Source organism: Phormidesmis sp. 146-20 (genome assembly GCF_052939475.1).
This window is the reverse complement of the sequence record NZ_JBJPHT010000005.1, coordinates 67,630-81,434: the sequence shown is the minus strand read 5'-3', so window position 1 is coordinate 81,434 and position 13,805 is coordinate 67,630. Positions and strand designations below refer to the sequence as shown.

Below are 13,805 nucleotides of genomic sequence, written 5' to 3'. Positions count from 1 at the left end.
CTAGTAATGAGTGTGCTATTTAAGATCCAGTATCTTGTGTAATCCATTTGGCTACACTTTGGGGTTTGTAGGTTTCCATTAGCGTTAATAAAGATTGGGGGTCAGAGGATTCTAGAACGAGCGATCGATGCACAGAGCGCACCAGTTTCTCATTAACGGCGTGATCAAAGAAGGTCAGCAACGCATCGTAATAGCCTTCGATATTTAGCAGTCCATGTGGCTTTTGATGGAGGCCCAACTGCGCCCAGGTCAGCACTTCGCAGAATTCTTCCAGAGTGCCATATCCACCGGGCAGCGCGATGAATCCGTCAGATAGGCGGGCCATCAGGGCTTTGCGATCGTGCATTGAGTTCACCACATGCAGCGCCGTCAACTTCTGATGAGCCAGTTCTTTGTCCACTAAGAATTTAGGAATGACTCCAATCACCTGCCCTCCCGCTGCCAGAGTTGCATCTGCTACAACGCCCATCAGCCCAACGTTTCCGCCGCCATACACGAGCGTTAAACCTTTTGTTGCTAAAGTTTCACCCAGTTGTTGTGCAGCAAGTTGATAGGCGGGGTTCGCCCCCATGCTGGAGCCGCAAAATACACAAATAGCCTTCACGATCAGCTTTCCTCTGGCGTTTCGTAGAAGGCTATCACAAATTCTATGGATGGTATTAAAACTGATTAGATTGCTGTTGGTAAGCGAGATAAACGGCTTCTAAAAATAGATCGGCAGTCATTTGAAAGGGTAATTCTTGCATTCCGATTAGCTGTCTAGCTTGACGAGCCAACTGTATACTCAAGTCCGATCGCGCTTTTGATTCCATTAGCGTTCTGCGCTGCAAATACTCCCGAATCACAGCAAAATCATCGGGTAATAACTTCCCAATCTCAGCCGTATTTAACAATTCATTCGCCAGAGATTGTGCATCTGTGGATAGCTGAAACGTTGCAGAGACGACAGGGCGCTCATTTTGAACGACGATCGTTCCCGCTGCCCAATCCCCCACTCGCTTTTCTCGCTTACCCAGGATAATGAACAAAACGCCGACAAACAAGACATCATCAATTGGTCGTAGCAACGCTCTGAGAATCGCCTGAGACAAACCCGCAGGTTGCCCATCATCTCGAATCACGCGGATTTTGGCGAAGCGCTTTCCGATCGTTTGTCCGCGCCACAGTGTCTCAAAAAATACAAAATAGCCAATGTAAAGGCTGAAGCCGACCAGCATTCCGATCGCCTGCATCCACAGGTTCAGATTCCTGGAATTGATGTAGTCGGACAACTGCCAATAAACAATCATCCATATGAGCGCAAACGCCAGCAGGACAACAATCCAAACGATGTAGTCGATAAACAGTGCCAGCGTTCGATTGCCAATGCCTGCCAGCGTAAACTCTAACTCGACACTTTCGGGTGTCTGAACTTTGACTTGATTGAAGAAACGCATAAATTGTTTAACGATCGCGTAACTGCAATCCTAACCCTTCACGACGAGCACGAAGATCATAATAAATCACGGCTTTGATCACCTGCCAAAAGGGCATCACCAGCGCAGAACTGACAATTAGAACCACAAGAACCGCCAGACCCACAAACACCGCTAGCACGGGCACTGAACTTGGATCGCTGGGGATAAAGATCTGTAAAACTGTACTCAAAACCTGCGTCGGAATTTGTACCACCAAGCTAACCAGAAATGCGACGAACACAACCCACTGAATACGACCTACAGCCCCTTCAGTTAAGTCCCAACTGCGGCTAAGAGAAGTCGTTGCATCAATATTTTCCTCAACGGCGATCGCCACATCATAAACAAACCATCGAGAATAGATTCGGATCAAAACAATTAACGCAGCAATGGTGCCAACGATACCGAATAAAACACCGATCGGGCCCACCAAAGCACTTAGACCAAACACAAGAGCGAGAACGATCACGATTCCAATATACAAGCCAATAAAAATCAAGCCTAGTAAAATTGATGCTACAAAGAAACGCCAGATTCGGCTATTGGTAAAGCGTCGAGCGTCTCTGATGCTTTCTGGCTGGTTGATCAATTCTGCGTAGGCGTGTCTCGAAATTAAGCCAGAAATGGCAGCCATCTTGGCCCATCCAAAAACTGGAACAAAAATCCACAGGTAGGTGATCAAAGAAAGAATAAGGTACTGTTTGAAATGGGAGCGATAAATTCGGATTCCAGTGCTGACAACGTTACCGACACTAAGCGGGCCGAGGGGACTGGCGGGACTGACGTTTGACATAAGATTGGGTTATTGATTGAGGAGGCGAATGAGGTGTGGCAATAGACTTGAAACTGTCTAAGCCCTTCTAGAGGCTGAGGTGCTGCAAAGTTTGCGGTCTAAACTCTAACAACGATAGAGTTGACGCTATCTTAAGCGACCTAACAGTTAGTTTCCGGAAAATTTAAGATTGTTCAAAATGAATGTCAAACGTTGGATTGCACGACGAGAACCGAATTGGAAATTGTTGGATGCGCTGCTCACACGAGTCGAAAAGCGAGGATTGCGATCGCTCCAGACCAATGAGATCAAACAGTTGGCCAGCTTATATCGATCGGTTTCGGCTGATTTGGCCCGCGCCAGAACCAATCAAGCCGTAGTTGGAAATACGTTGGTTCATGATTTACAGCAGTTAGCCTCTCGTGGCTACAGTCAAATTTATCAGGGGTCACGCCGTCAAGAGTGGAAGGCAATTCTCGACTTTTATCGCTGGGGCTTCCCGGCTGTGGTGCAAGAAACCTGGGTTTGTATTGCGATCGCCACCGCTTTATTCATCTTAGGTGGCTTGATTGGCTGGTGGTTTGCGTGGCGTGATTCGGCTTTTATGTCGCTCTTTGTGCCCGATGAAATGCTGCGAATGGTGCGCGACGATCGCAAGCTGTGGATGGGTTCGATTTTGGGAACGGAACCGACCGCTTCGAGTCAAATCATGATCAACAATATTATGGTTTCGTTTAGAGCGATCGCAGGCGGTATGACGTTAGGAATCATCACCGTTTTGCTGCTATTTTTTAACGGGTTGATGATCGGAACGATCGGGACTTTAGTGGGTCAAAACGATTTAGCTTTTCCATTTTGGGCATTTGTATTTCCCCACGGCTCTTTAGAACTTCCCGCAATCTTTTTAGCCGGAGGAGCAGGGTTATTGATTGCACGAGGAATCTTATTACCGGGAAAGTTTCGTCGAGCCGATGCACTAAAGTTTTATGGATTACAAGCGGCTCAGTTGGTTTGTGGACTGGTGCCCATGCTGGTGATTGCGGGAGCGATCGAAGGCTTCTTTTCTCCCAATCCTGCGATTCCTGATCTTCTCAAATACATCACCGGAATCGTCTTGTTTGTCTTGCTAATCAGTTATTTCAACCTAAAGCATTCAACGAATCAACAAAGTACCGAACTTCTGAATCATCCTAAAACCTAAAGTATTGAAAGTGATTGTCATGCAAGCCACAGAACGCCGCTACTACACCCCCCAAGAATATTTAGAACTCGAAATTTCCTCTGAAATTCGTAACGAATACATTAATGGTGAAATAATTACCATGACAGGAGGTACTCCTACACACAATCAAATTACTGGCAATCTCTACGCTCATCTCAACTTTGCCCTGAAACGCCAAACGTTCAGAGCTTTTGTCACTGATCAGCGTCTTTGGATACCTCAAAAGAGAACTTATACTTATCCTGATGTAATGATTACGCCGCGAGAATTTCAGTTACAAGAAGGAAGAAAAGATACGATCGTTAACCCGATCGCCATTGCAGAAGTTCTCTCTAAATCAGCCAGAGATTATGATCATGGCGAGAAGTTTTCTGCTTATCGGACAATTCCCAGCTTTCAAGAATATTTGCTGATTGACCAATACAGTATTCACGTCGAGCATTATTCAAAAACTAACGCAAATCAATGGCTACTCTCTGAATATGAAGATCCGAATTTTGTTCTATCCTTCACTTCTTTTGAGTTTCAGATTGCTATCAAAGATCTTTACGATGAAGTCAGATTTTGATGCGGTTGGAGAAACCGAATCGAGTTTTCAAAGTTGATTTTTGGCTTTGAGTTGTAGATAGCGATCGACGAGTTGTTCTGTAATTTGATTGGCGGGCGCATCCAAAACCAACACCCCTTTTTGCTTTAATTCTGCAAACGCAACTTGACGCTGAACCAACAAATCTAACGCCACTGCCCGCGCATAAGTAGACTGAATATTTTCAGTAATCGTATGAGCTTGAAGGTCAACTTGCGGATCTCGAAGCGTCACACAAAACGGCAAATAACGAGGCGTTAATCGACCCATTGCCGCTAACAATTCTGCCGAAGCGGTGGTGTCTACAATGTCAGTAATTAGCACCACCAGAGCGCGACGAGACTGTTGATTAACCAGCGTTGTCACTGCTCCCAAATAATCGGGTTCCAAAATCTCAGGCTGAATAGGTGTTAATCGCTCAATTAAATGCGTCAAATGAGACTGACCGCGTTCTGGTGGAATCCAGGTGTGAATCTGACGATCGAACACCCCCACTCCCACGCGATCGCCTCGATTCAAACCCGCCAAAGCCAGAGAGAGTGTCGCATTTAGCCCCCAGTCAAAGCGAGAAAGTCCCTTCACGTTGGCCGTCATCAAGCGACCGCGATCGAGTAAGATAATCAGCGTTTGTTCTTGCTCTGGCTCCAACACGCGCACCAAAGGCTGGCCTCGTCGAGCAGTCGCCTTCCAGTCGATGAATCGGGGATCGTCACCCACGCCATATTCACGCAGTTCTGAAAACTCGGTGCCGATACCCAATCGTTTTGCCCGTTTCATCGCTCCAGAAGACTGCAAAGTCAACCGAATCGAGAGCGATCGCAGTCCAATCAAATCGGGATACACCGCCACAGTCTGATTTTGAGAAATCTTCCAATCTCGCCACGCCAACCCCCACGGACTCAACTGCCTCACCTGAATCCCCCGCCATTGATGTTCCCCGCGACTGGTAGGATGCACCGTATAAATCAATTCTTGACGACTATTGCTCGGTAACTTTGCCGCCAGCGGCATGACCGACACGCCAAAATCTAAGGGATACGCATCATGAATTTGAATTTCAGCAGGTTGCTTCCCAGCTTCGACCGACAGACTCACCAGGTTATCTCGACCGATCGACAACCGCGACAACGACGATCGCTCCACCCTGACTTTTTCGACCCGACGACTATCAACGATCGCCAACCCCAACACAATTCCATCCCAAATCAAAAGAGTTAGAAGGGATGCGCTTAGACGATTTTCAGCCCAAATTAGGGAAATGAGAGCCGCGATAGCCATTCCCAACAGCAGTAGCCCATAGGTGCGACGAGAAGGAATCATGGGAGGGATGAGGGATGAGGGATGAGGGATGAAGTTGATTCTGCGTTTCAGCCGAGATTTGCTAGTTTCGCTATCTAGGAACGGGAACCTGGCTCAAGACAGATTGGATCACTGCATCAACTCCTACGCCGTCTAATTGAGCTTCGGGACGGAGGATTAGACGATGCCGTAACAAGGGAGGAGCAATGGTTTTGATGTCGTCTGGAGTGACAAAATCGCGTCCAGAAAGCCACGCCTGGGCCTTACTTGCTTGTAGCCAACTGACCGCCGATCGTGGCGACGCGCCCAACACCAGATCGGGATGCTGACGAGTTTTTTGGACAACAGCTAACAGATAATCCAAAACTGACTCCTGAACCGAAATCGCTTTCACCAATTTTCGCGCTTGGACAATGTGCGCTACGGTTGCCAACGCATTCAGCTTCTCTAAGTCCGATCGCTTTGCCTGAAATCCTGCCTCACTGTTGAGCAACATGCGCTTCTCGGCGGCGGCATCTGGGTATGAGACAAACAGCTTAAAGAGAAAGCGATCGAGTTGCGCCTCTGGCAAGGGATAAGTGCCCTCAAACTCTAGAGAATTTTGTGTAGCAATCACCCAAAACAACTCAGACAGCGCCAAACTTTCACCATCTAATGTCACCTGCTGTTCTTCCATCGCTTCGAGTAAGGCGGCCTGAGTTTTGGGCGGGGTGCGATTAATCTCGTCGGCTAATAGAATTTGCGTAAAAATCGGCCCTTTCTTAAGCGTGAAACTGCGCGTATTTAAGTCAAAAATATTCGTCCCCAAAATGTCAGAGGGTAGAATGTCGGGCGTTAGCTGAATCCGCCGAAAATCAGCCTGCACCAACTGAGCCATGACTTTAACGAGCAGCGTTTTCCCCGTTCCCGGAACGCCCTCCAAAATCACATGCCCCCCCGAAAGTAGCGCGACGAGAAGCTGTTGAACGATCGCGCCTTGACCCACAACGACTTTATCGAGGGCTTGGCGGAGACGATTAATTGTGGCGTAGAGGTCGGACATAGCAGGTAGGGAGGAGGGAGGAGGGAGGAGGGAGGAGGGAGGAGCTAGCTAGGGGAGGTGTTGGTGGACGGTTTGGATATTTTTGATCCAGGTGGTCAGGTCTTGTTCGCTGAGGCGTTGTTTTTTGGAGAGGGGTTGAAGGACTGGTTGGAGGTCGGTGGCGGGGCGGCCGGTTTGCTTGACCCAGAGGTTAATCAGCGTTTCGGGGTCTAAGGGCGTTGAGCCGAGACCCAAAGCTTGCTGAATTTGAATTTGTTCTGCTTTGCCGATCGCATCCACCACAAATTCACTGCGACCTGCTTGATGCAAAACGCCCGCAAGTGCCTGAATATAAGCTTCACTATTGTCAGTTTTGGTATTGGTCAAGGGCAGAGGTTGACCCAGGCGATGATTGTTTGCCCAGATGTAGACCAAAAGCAGCACGATCGCTTGCACCAACACTGGCAACAGAGGCGTTTGGGTCAAATACGTCAGCCAGTTTCCTTTCTTTTGAGCTACAACTTCGCTTTCTTGGTAGCCGTGGCTGTGTTCATCAACCCAAATCGTCTTGCTGTTTTGTTTGACCAGTTTGGCTAGAAATGCAAGATTCGGCTGGTCTTGATAAGCATTGGCACCCAAGTAAGGCGTATTGACGAGAATAACCCGTCCTTTACCGATCGCTCTTTGCCAGACAATAGCTCCATAGCGATCGCCTAACAACTGCGCTTCACCCTGCTCCAACTTTTCCCGGCGAGAAGTCTCGATTTTGACACCACCTGTCTGAGTTGTGCTGAAAGGCGCTTCTGTCGCAGGCGTAAATTTCCCTAAAATAACCAGGGTGTTGCCTCGACGCACCCACTCTAGATTGCTTTCTGCCAGCGATGCCCGATCCATTCCAGGGTCGATCGTCACAAGCGTCACCGGAGCCTTGTCTAAACTAGCCTGTTTCTCAAACTCCGCAAAAGGACGCTTCCACTGTTTAATCGGCGTTTCCTGCTGCTGCATGTAGGCATACCAGGCCCCATACCCATCGGGAGCGCGACTAAACGTAGAGCCACCGACCTGGCGACCTCTCGGAGCCGCAAATAGGGTAAGCAACACGATCGCCACCAGCACAATTCCAGCAAACAAGAGCCGTCGATCGATCCGCTTCATCTGATCTGCCCCTCCCTGCCTTGCTCAATCTCTTGATAGGCTCGCTGACAGGTCGAAAACTCTTCAGACGAAATGGTAGCCTGACCAAAACACAACTGCTCATGAGTGCTAATCAGAGTTTGATAAGACTGTGCTTGCGGCAACTGCTGGACGACCTGTAAATACTCTCCATCCGTGCGGCTAGACTGATGCGGCAACAGCTTCGTATCGTTTAAGCGCTGTAGCATCGCCATGTATAAGGCACGACAGGCTTCCGAATAATTGCCCTGACGCTGAAATTCTTGCATCTGACGCATCCAAGCAGCAACGGTACGATCGCGCTCCTCATCACCTTTAGCGAGTCGGTTGAGCCAGCGGGCATTGTCAGGATTTAGAGCGTTGAAATAAGTGAACAATCGCCAAATCCGCCAGCCTAACCAAATTGAGGCAAAGATTACGATCGTCCAAAAAGCCGTTTCCAGCAGATTCTCTGGAAACCACCATTGAGGCGCATCCGGCAGATTTGGCAGATTGGGAGCTACAAACACGCGCTCAAGCCACTCCCCAACGCGCCTAAAAATCTGCTGTGCTTGCCAGTCAAAACTATTTTTCTCAAAAGCAGCAGACATGCAGGAATCTCATCCAGACGTGAGAGCGATCGGACGCAATAAATCACGCCTCTTGCTTAGACTCCACATTATATTCGCTTACTTCAAGAAGCTACTGAATATCCACAAAATGAAGAATGTGACCAAACTCACCACCACATCTGGGATCGGCAACCCTGGAATTTGTGATCTCAAAGAGATATCTGCTGAAGCAGATCGCAGCGCTCCATCGAGCAAGCCACCAATCAAAAATCCCAGAATCAATCCGCCCAGACCGAGTAAGACCGATCGCCCCAGTTTGCGCTCTTTACGATAGATAAAGTACAGCGTAGAAGCCACACTCACCGCCATTGCCAACTGCAACGTAGAATCTTGCGGATAGAAAAACACCACGCCCCCCAGAGCAAGCTGAATCACCGCAGGTAAAGCAATCTCTTTGGCAGCGGGCACGTCTAGCAGATTGCTCAACCACTGAGGAGAACTTTTAGACGGAGCCGGAGACGGACTGGGCTTTGATTGGGCTAGCTTTTCTGGAAAGCGAATGCGATCGGGCACCGGAATTTTCCCTTCCTGGCGCATTTTGAGGCGCTCCATCAGGACGGCATCATAGGCCGTTTCGATCTCGGTTAGTTTTTTTTGATCGTCAGCAAACTCTGTCAACAGACGCTTTTTGGCACTCTGAATCTCCTCAAAGGTCGCACCTTCTTGGACACCGAGTTTTTCGTAGGGATTTCGATCGCTCATCAGCCGTTACTCCACCTTCTCATTCAGGGTAACTTAGCTCAACACAGGTTCACAACTAGACTTTGGACTTTAGACTAAGAACGTCAGACCTTGATCATTTCGGGCTGCTCGGCTAAAAACGAATTCCCTGCTCGTCTCCAGTCTACCGTCTATCGTCCGCCTCTCCCACAAGCTTTTTTGCGGAAACCACGGTATCTGAGGATATTCTAGACAAAAGCTGAGGCATACTAATGCTGATGGCAAATATATCCTGTGTATTACAGAAATAGACAGCTTCTCAACTAGCTCTGCACATCACACCTAGTTTCCACCCCTACACTTTCAACGCAAGGTTATGGTCATGGCTCCAGCCAAGATTCTCGTAGTAGATGATGACTCGGCAATCCGGAATTTGATCCATCGTTTTCTCACGAAGCAAAACTACCAGATGGAGTCTGCCGAAGACGGTAAAACGGCTATGACAACGTTTGAACAGTTCAATCCTGATTTAGTAATTTTGGATGTGAATTTGCCAGATGCCAATGGCTACAATCTCTGTCAAGAAATGCAGAGCCGTACCGGAGTGTTTGTATTAATGCTCACCAGTCGGACAGATGAGGCAGATCGGATTCGCGGATTTAGCCAGGGTGCGGATGATTACATCACAAAGCCTTTTAGCTTAGGCGAGTTGGGCGTTCGAGTTGGGGCGATCTTAAAACGTCAGCGAGTCGTGACAACCGCCGAGCAGCAATGCCTGAGTTTTGACAAGTTGGTGATTGATCCCGTCCGGCGAGAGGTCAAGCTTAACGAAGATATGGTGCCTTTGACGGCGCTAGAGTTTGATCTGCTGCACTTTCTAGCCAGCCATCCGGGTCGGGTGTGGCGACGGGCAGAGTTGATTCAAGAAGTTTGGGATTATGAGTATGTGGGCGATCAGCGGGTGGTAGATGTCCATATTGGTCAGATCCGCAAAAAGATCGAAATCGATACGAGCCAGCCAGCTTTGATCCAAACGGTACGTGGCGTTGGCTACAAGTTTGAGTCGCCTCCCGCAACCGAAGAAAAACGATAAGCGATCGCGGAGTGATGAAGGTTGCTCCGCTTTTTTTTAGCTGAATCCATCAAGTTCGTTCGCTTTGTTGTTCAGCGCTTCTGCTCCCCAATTCTGGGAGACTTTCAAACAAGACTGATAGCGCGAAGCGAGGAATTTCATCGAATTTACGTATTGCTACAACCGATATTGGCGATAAACGTCGCTGGCGGCCCGATGCAATAGAGAGTGACGATACACCAGAGCATCCAGATCCTCTGCATAACCGCCGCCAATCACACAAGCGATCGGAATGCCCAATGAGACGCAGGTGATCAAAACTTGCATTTCGCGGCGAAAGATTCCGGTATCGGTGAGCGAGAGTTTGCCCAGACGATCGCCCAAGTGTGGATCAACGCCAGCATCATACAGCACCAGATCGGGTTTCACTTCTGATAATAGGTCTGGCAAATAATTTGACAGGGTTTGTAAATAGTCGTCGTCTTCCATGCCTTCTGGGAGTGGAACATCCAGGTCACTCTGCTGTTTGGTACCCGGAAAGTTAACGCCGCAGTGCATCGAAAACGTGAACACGCTGGGATCGTTTTGGAAGATAAACGCCGTCCCGTCGCCCTGATGAACATCTAAATCGACGATGAGAATCTTTTGAGCAAGCTTGTGTTTTTGGACATAGCGAGCGGCGATCGCCAGATCGTTAAAGATGCAAAACCCTGAGCCATACGCAGGAAAGGCGTGGTGCGTTCCGCCAGCCGTATTACAGGCTAATCCTTGTTTGAGCGCCAGTTGCGCGGTGAGAATCGTGCCCCCGATCGCGACACAAGTTCGATTCACTAATTCAGGACTCCACGGCAACCCGATGCGGCGCTGGGCCTTGGGATCAAGGGTGCCATTGCAGTAGGCATTAACATAATCGGAGTCATGGACAAACTCAATCGACGCTTGAGGAGACCGCTGGGGAAAATGGAATTGAGGCGCGATCGCTACGCTCTCCAACAGCAGCATCTCGTAAAGTTTCTTAAACTTCATCATGGGAAAGCGATGATCCGGCGGTAACGGCGCAACGTATTGCGGATGGTAGATTATTGGCAAATCCATTGAAGCATTTGTCTGAAAGGCGTTTTGAGTTTTGTAAATTACTCTGGTCAAGTATTGCTGTTTGTAAGAATTTCTAGGTTGCCGATCTCTAATCCTTTAGACTGATCTCCAATGTAAATTCTTGATGTAACGGTCATGGCGCATTCGGTTTGGCAAACATATTTAAGTCTGATTTCTTTTTTTGCAGCAGTTATTGGTCTTTACGTTTTACATCACGTTAACTCTAAGCCAGGTGAGGAGCTAGACGCTGCTGACCATACGCTGTTTGCGTTGAGTTTTGGCTATTGGGTGGTGCATTGCATGGCAGTCGGGGCCCAAAGAATGGTGTCACCTGACTGGGAGATTGCCGCCTTAAGCCTAAAGTTTACTGCTGTCTTTTCTTATCTACTAACATTCTCCAGCGCGTTGAGTCTGCCTCTGCACCGGATGTCAATTAGACAGAAGCAGACAGAGCCTTAATTTTTATGGAGAGCAGAAGATCGCGACAGCAAGCTTGCCCCCGTGATCTTCTCTCATTCACTCTTTGTCGCCTGATTGACTGACAAATCTTTTCAGGTAGGTTGAGTTAACTTGGTAAAACCCAACGTTAGCAACGGTAGAAAGGCTGCTGTTGGGTTTCGCGTTGCTTAACACCAACCTACGAAAAATCGAGGGTTTCAGGAGTTTTGTCAGTCAACCAGCTTTGTCGCTCCGTCTGGTTGCTACTTTGACATGATTTGAGCGATCGCGGCTTCTAAATCTGCCTGTTCTAAAGTCGTCAACACAAACACTTCTTGGGCAGTTTTTCCGTGACGAGCGATCGCTTTGTAACCGCCGCGAATCGGCACTGATATTTTGAGTTTGAAGTGTGGAGAATGCGATCGCACAGACGCAATCACGCCGGGCGTAATGGTCTGAATGCCAGGATAGTGAGTCAGCTTTTCGAGCAGAGCAATCAACCCAGGAACATGTGTGGAGTGATTTAGAACCAACCGTCCACCAGAGTTTTTCATATCAAACGGTTGACTCCTATCAGTTTATTAATCACCTATGCCGCTTCTAGGGGAGCCATTGTCAGCCCTTCCATGCCTAGCTGCATGTGATAAAGCTCTGCCTGCTCTAGCGGCCCCGTCCAAACAATGGCTTGCCCATCGAAATGAATTTGATTGGTGAGATTCCAGGCTCGATCGCCCGTCATCCCCGGAATATATTTGAGTAAGCACTGAGACACATGCTCAAATGTATTAAAGTCATCGTTCAAAACAATCACCTTATAGTTGGGACTCGTTTTGCGAACTGTTTGGCTCGTCTTTTCGGGGGCAGCCACGGCAGCGATGATTCCCTGAAAGATTACAGCCTTAGAAGCTTTCAAAAGAGTCTTAGTCATAAGGCAATTACCCAAAACTTTAGAGAATTTCTGTCATAAATTCTAGACTACCGCCAAAGAACGGAAGTGTGACAATTCATCCCAGAATTAAACCCAGATCCGACGACCTGGGCTTTTCGAGATGCAGTCGATCGCAACCCAACATTTTTAGGAGAACACTCACGAGTCGATCTTTCCTAATCCCCTGGGAGAGATTGAGCGTGGGCGATCGCCGCAATTACATCAGTTTGCGCTCCACCAAGGGTCGTGAATTCAATAAAATCGTTATCTACGTAATATTCGGTTTTAGTGAAGTACCCCAACTTGCTTCGCTGAAGTTGGGTGCTCTCCAACACAGCTAGTAAGGACGGTTTTATTCGTCTTTCGGGTTTGCCGCTTCATTCGCCGTTGCCGCCATCCTGCAAGCAAGACGTAGGACTTACACAGCGTCCACAGCCAGACTCCCACCTTCCGCAGGAGTATATTTTTGCTCGTACAATTCGCCTTGGATTTACAGCAATAGCCGACCAGCAGAGCGGATTCTTTCCCCCTTTCTCATGCTAGTTGCAGGGCTAAAAGCCTTTTGTGGTCAGCCATGTGGGTGGGTCAACGACCAATGCAAGTATACTACAATTTTTCGTAGAAAGTTTCGAGAGATTGGCGATTTCGCTTCGCTACAGCGCCCTGCCTTTCATCCCCTCCTTACTCCGTTCCGCAAGACGCTTTGCTGTTGCTCTACTGCGTTGAAGGAGGGGATTTCCCGGCGACTTTGTTAAATTCGCAAGCCTTAGATTGATCGTTGAATACGATCGTTATTGGCAAAATACCAGATTGGTTCCGGGTGTATTTTGGAAGCCGTTGGAGACCCATCCACTCAGAGGTTTGGCAATTTGCACCCAGATCCGACCATCGGGAGAAACCTTAGAGGTTGCAGGCGTGGTGGTCAAGAAAACTTGACTATTAAAATCAACACCCCCGACAACACTAGAAGTCGTATTCGGCCCTTGACGAACGACGAGGCCTTGGGTTTGAGTGACCCGACGGCACAGCCCTTTGGCAGGAGGCGTAGGCGCGGGATTGTTGGCACAGAGTTTTAGGTTAACCGTCTGCACAAATCCTTTGCTGGGGGCACTTACGCCAATAAATCCATCGGTTCCACCGTTCTCAGAAAGGGTAACGCGCTGCTCGGCGGGTAATGCGGTGACTACGGCGCTGGTGGACGATCGCTGACTAAAAATTGCGGTAGATTGTTTGGCTGCACGGCACTGTCCGACCAGGGAGGCGGGAGTTTGAGCGGCGGCAGGCAGGCTGCTGGTGGCGATCGCCATAATGGTTACACTTGCGATCGCTTGATTCCAACGATTGTTCTGAAGGCTGATCATTTAAATACACTCCTCACTGAGTAAAACTCGCACAAGACGCAAATTTCTGCACTTGTTCCTGCATGGAATTATGACATGCAAGTTCTACACACATTACCAAAATTAAGCAA

16 protein-coding genes are annotated in these 13,805 nt (G+C 48.5%); 4 read left to right on the top strand and 12 right to left on the bottom strand.

Annotation, left to right across the window (positions count from 1 at the left end; translation table 11 throughout):
- Window positions 1-19: 19 nt before the first annotated feature.
- From ACKFKH_RS06325 to ACKFKH_RS06315, 3 genes are read right to left on the bottom strand one after another with little or no spacing between them, the layout of a single operon-like run.
- Window positions 20-604, bottom strand: a complete 585-nt coding sequence (locus ACKFKH_RS06325; RefSeq protein ID WP_446857403.1) for an LOG family protein — start codon at window positions 602-604, stop codon at window positions 20-22.
- Window positions 605-659: 55 nt separating this feature from the next.
- Window positions 660-1,436: an RDD family protein gene (locus ACKFKH_RS06320; protein WP_446857402.1), complete on the bottom strand. Its 777-nt coding sequence runs from the start codon at window positions 1,434-1,436 to the stop codon at window positions 660-662.
- A 7-nt stretch (window positions 1,437-1,443) separates the two neighbouring features.
- Complete coding sequence (locus tag ACKFKH_RS06315; RefSeq protein WP_446857401.1) at window positions 1,444-2,250, bottom strand: hypothetical protein; 807 nt, start codon at window positions 2,248-2,250, stop codon at window positions 1,444-1,446.
- A gap of 178 nt (window positions 2,251-2,428) precedes the next feature.
- Between ACKFKH_RS06315 and ACKFKH_RS06310 the strand changes: the two genes are divergently transcribed.
- Complete coding sequence (locus tag ACKFKH_RS06310; RefSeq protein WP_446857400.1) at window positions 2,429-3,430, top strand: stage II sporulation protein M; 1,002 nt, start codon at window positions 2,429-2,431, stop codon at window positions 3,428-3,430.
- A gap of 19 nt (window positions 3,431-3,449) precedes the next feature.
- Window positions 3,450-4,019, top strand: a complete 570-nt coding sequence (locus ACKFKH_RS06305; protein ID WP_446857399.1) for a Uma2 family endonuclease — start codon at window positions 3,450-3,452, stop codon at window positions 4,017-4,019.
- A gap of 27 nt (window positions 4,020-4,046) precedes the next feature.
- Here the strand turns inward: ACKFKH_RS06305 and ACKFKH_RS06300 are convergent, their stop codons facing one another.
- The 5 genes from ACKFKH_RS06300 to ACKFKH_RS06280 form a co-directional block, all read right to left on the bottom strand.
- Window positions 4,047-5,357: a DUF58 domain-containing protein gene (locus ACKFKH_RS06300; protein WP_446857398.1), complete on the bottom strand. Its 1,311-nt coding sequence runs from the start codon at window positions 5,355-5,357 to the stop codon at window positions 4,047-4,049.
- A 70-nt stretch (window positions 5,358-5,427) separates the two neighbouring features.
- Window positions 5,428-6,378 carry an AAA family ATPase gene (locus tag ACKFKH_RS06295; RefSeq protein ID WP_446857397.1) on the bottom strand — a complete coding sequence of 317 codons (951 nt, stop codon included), beginning with the start codon at window positions 6,376-6,378 and terminating at the stop codon, window positions 5,428-5,430.
- A gap of 48 nt (window positions 6,379-6,426) precedes the next feature.
- Window positions 6,427-7,512, bottom strand: coding sequence for a DUF4350 domain-containing protein (locus tag ACKFKH_RS06290; protein WP_446857396.1), 1,086 nt, complete (start codon window positions 7,510-7,512; stop codon window positions 6,427-6,429).
- Window positions 7,509-8,120, bottom strand: a complete 612-nt coding sequence (locus ACKFKH_RS06285; protein ID WP_446857395.1) for a DUF4129 domain-containing protein — start codon at window positions 8,118-8,120, stop codon at window positions 7,509-7,511. The genes ACKFKH_RS06290 and ACKFKH_RS06285 overlap by 4 nt, the downstream gene beginning before the upstream one ends.
- Window positions 8,121-8,198: 78 nt before the next feature.
- Window positions 8,199-8,843 carry a CPP1-like family protein gene (locus ACKFKH_RS06280; RefSeq protein WP_446857394.1) on the bottom strand — a complete coding sequence of 215 codons (645 nt, stop codon included), beginning with the start codon at window positions 8,841-8,843 and terminating at the stop codon, window positions 8,199-8,201.
- A 340-nt stretch (window positions 8,844-9,183) separates the two neighbouring features.
- Between ACKFKH_RS06280 and ACKFKH_RS06275 the strand changes: the two genes are divergently transcribed.
- Complete coding sequence (locus ACKFKH_RS06275) at window positions 9,184-9,894, top strand: response regulator transcription factor (protein ID WP_446857393.1); 711 nt, start codon at window positions 9,184-9,186, stop codon at window positions 9,892-9,894.
- Window positions 9,895-10,050: 156 nt separating this feature from the next.
- Here the strand turns inward: ACKFKH_RS06275 and ACKFKH_RS06270 are convergent, their stop codons facing one another.
- Entirely contained in the window at window positions 10,051-10,968 is a 918-nt protein-coding gene (locus tag ACKFKH_RS06270) for a histone deacetylase family protein (RefSeq protein WP_446857392.1), read from the bottom strand.
- Window positions 10,969-11,103: 135 nt separating this feature from the next.
- Between ACKFKH_RS06270 and ACKFKH_RS06265 the strand changes: the two genes are divergently transcribed.
- Window positions 11,104-11,427 (top strand): hypothetical protein, encoded by a 324-nt coding sequence (locus ACKFKH_RS06265; RefSeq protein ID WP_446857391.1) that lies wholly within the window; start codon window positions 11,104-11,106, stop codon window positions 11,425-11,427.
- Between the two features lie 242 nt (window positions 11,428-11,669).
- On the opposite strand, the gene ACKFKH_RS06260 is transcribed toward ACKFKH_RS06265, so the two are convergent.
- The 3 genes from ACKFKH_RS06260 to ACKFKH_RS06250 form a co-directional block, all read right to left on the bottom strand.
- The gene (locus ACKFKH_RS06260) at window positions 11,670-11,960 is read right to left on the bottom strand and encodes a DUF2103 domain-containing protein (protein ID WP_446857390.1); all 291 of its coding nucleotides are present in this window, start codon (window positions 11,958-11,960) and stop codon (window positions 11,670-11,672) included.
- A gap of 35 nt (window positions 11,961-11,995) precedes the next feature.
- Complete coding sequence (gene clpS / locus ACKFKH_RS06255; protein ID WP_446857389.1) at window positions 11,996-12,334, bottom strand: ATP-dependent Clp protease adapter ClpS; 339 nt, start codon at window positions 12,332-12,334, stop codon at window positions 11,996-11,998.
- A 791-nt stretch (window positions 12,335-13,125) separates the two neighbouring features.
- The gene (locus ACKFKH_RS06250) at window positions 13,126-13,695 is read right to left on the bottom strand and encodes an SH3 domain-containing protein (protein WP_446857388.1); all 570 of its coding nucleotides are present in this window, start codon (window positions 13,693-13,695) and stop codon (window positions 13,126-13,128) included.
- Between the last annotated feature and the right edge of the window lie 110 nt (window positions 13,696-13,805).

Coding starts and splice junctions, on each gene's coding strand:
- ACKFKH_RS06265 (WP_446857391.1), top strand. CDS start 11,104: ATGGCGCATTCGGTTTGGCAAACATATTTAAGTCTGATTTCTTTTTTT.
- ACKFKH_RS06270 (WP_446857392.1), bottom strand. CDS start 10,968: ATGGATTTGCCAATAATCTACCATCCGCAATACGTTGCGCCGTTACCG.
- ACKFKH_RS06285 (WP_446857395.1), bottom strand. CDS start 8,120: ATGTCTGCTGCTTTTGAGAAAAATAGTTTTGACTGGCAAGCACAGCAG.
- ACKFKH_RS06260 (WP_446857390.1), bottom strand. CDS start 11,960: ATGAAAAACTCTGGTGGACGGTTGGTTCTAAATCACTCCACACATGTT.
- ACKFKH_RS06320 (WP_446857402.1), bottom strand. CDS start 1,436: ATGCGTTTCTTCAATCAAGTCAAAGTTCAGACACCCGAAAGTGTCGAG.
- ACKFKH_RS06290 (WP_446857396.1), bottom strand. CDS start 7,512: ATGAAGCGGATCGATCGACGGCTCTTGTTTGCTGGAATTGTGCTGGTG.
- ACKFKH_RS06310 (WP_446857400.1), top strand. CDS start 2,429: ATGAATGTCAAACGTTGGATTGCACGACGAGAACCGAATTGGAAATTG.
- clpS (WP_446857389.1), bottom strand. CDS start 12,334: ATGACTAAGACTCTTTTGAAAGCTTCTAAGGCTGTAATCTTTCAGGGA.
- ACKFKH_RS06280 (WP_446857394.1), bottom strand. CDS start 8,843: ATGAGCGATCGAAATCCCTACGAAAAACTCGGTGTCCAAGAAGGTGCG.
- ACKFKH_RS06250 (WP_446857388.1), bottom strand. CDS start 13,695: ATGATCAGCCTTCAGAACAATCGTTGGAATCAAGCGATCGCAAGTGTA.
- ACKFKH_RS06315 (WP_446857401.1), bottom strand. CDS start 2,250: ATGTCAAACGTCAGTCCCGCCAGTCCCCTCGGCCCGCTTAGTGTCGGT.
- ACKFKH_RS06275 (WP_446857393.1), top strand. CDS start 9,184: ATGGCTCCAGCCAAGATTCTCGTAGTAGATGATGACTCGGCAATCCGG.
- ACKFKH_RS06300 (WP_446857398.1), bottom strand. CDS start 5,357: ATGATTCCTTCTCGTCGCACCTATGGGCTACTGCTGTTGGGAATGGCT.
- ACKFKH_RS06295 (WP_446857397.1), bottom strand. CDS start 6,378: ATGTCCGACCTCTACGCCACAATTAATCGTCTCCGCCAAGCCCTCGAT.
- ACKFKH_RS06305 (WP_446857399.1), top strand. CDS start 3,450: ATGCAAGCCACAGAACGCCGCTACTACACCCCCCAAGAATATTTAGAA.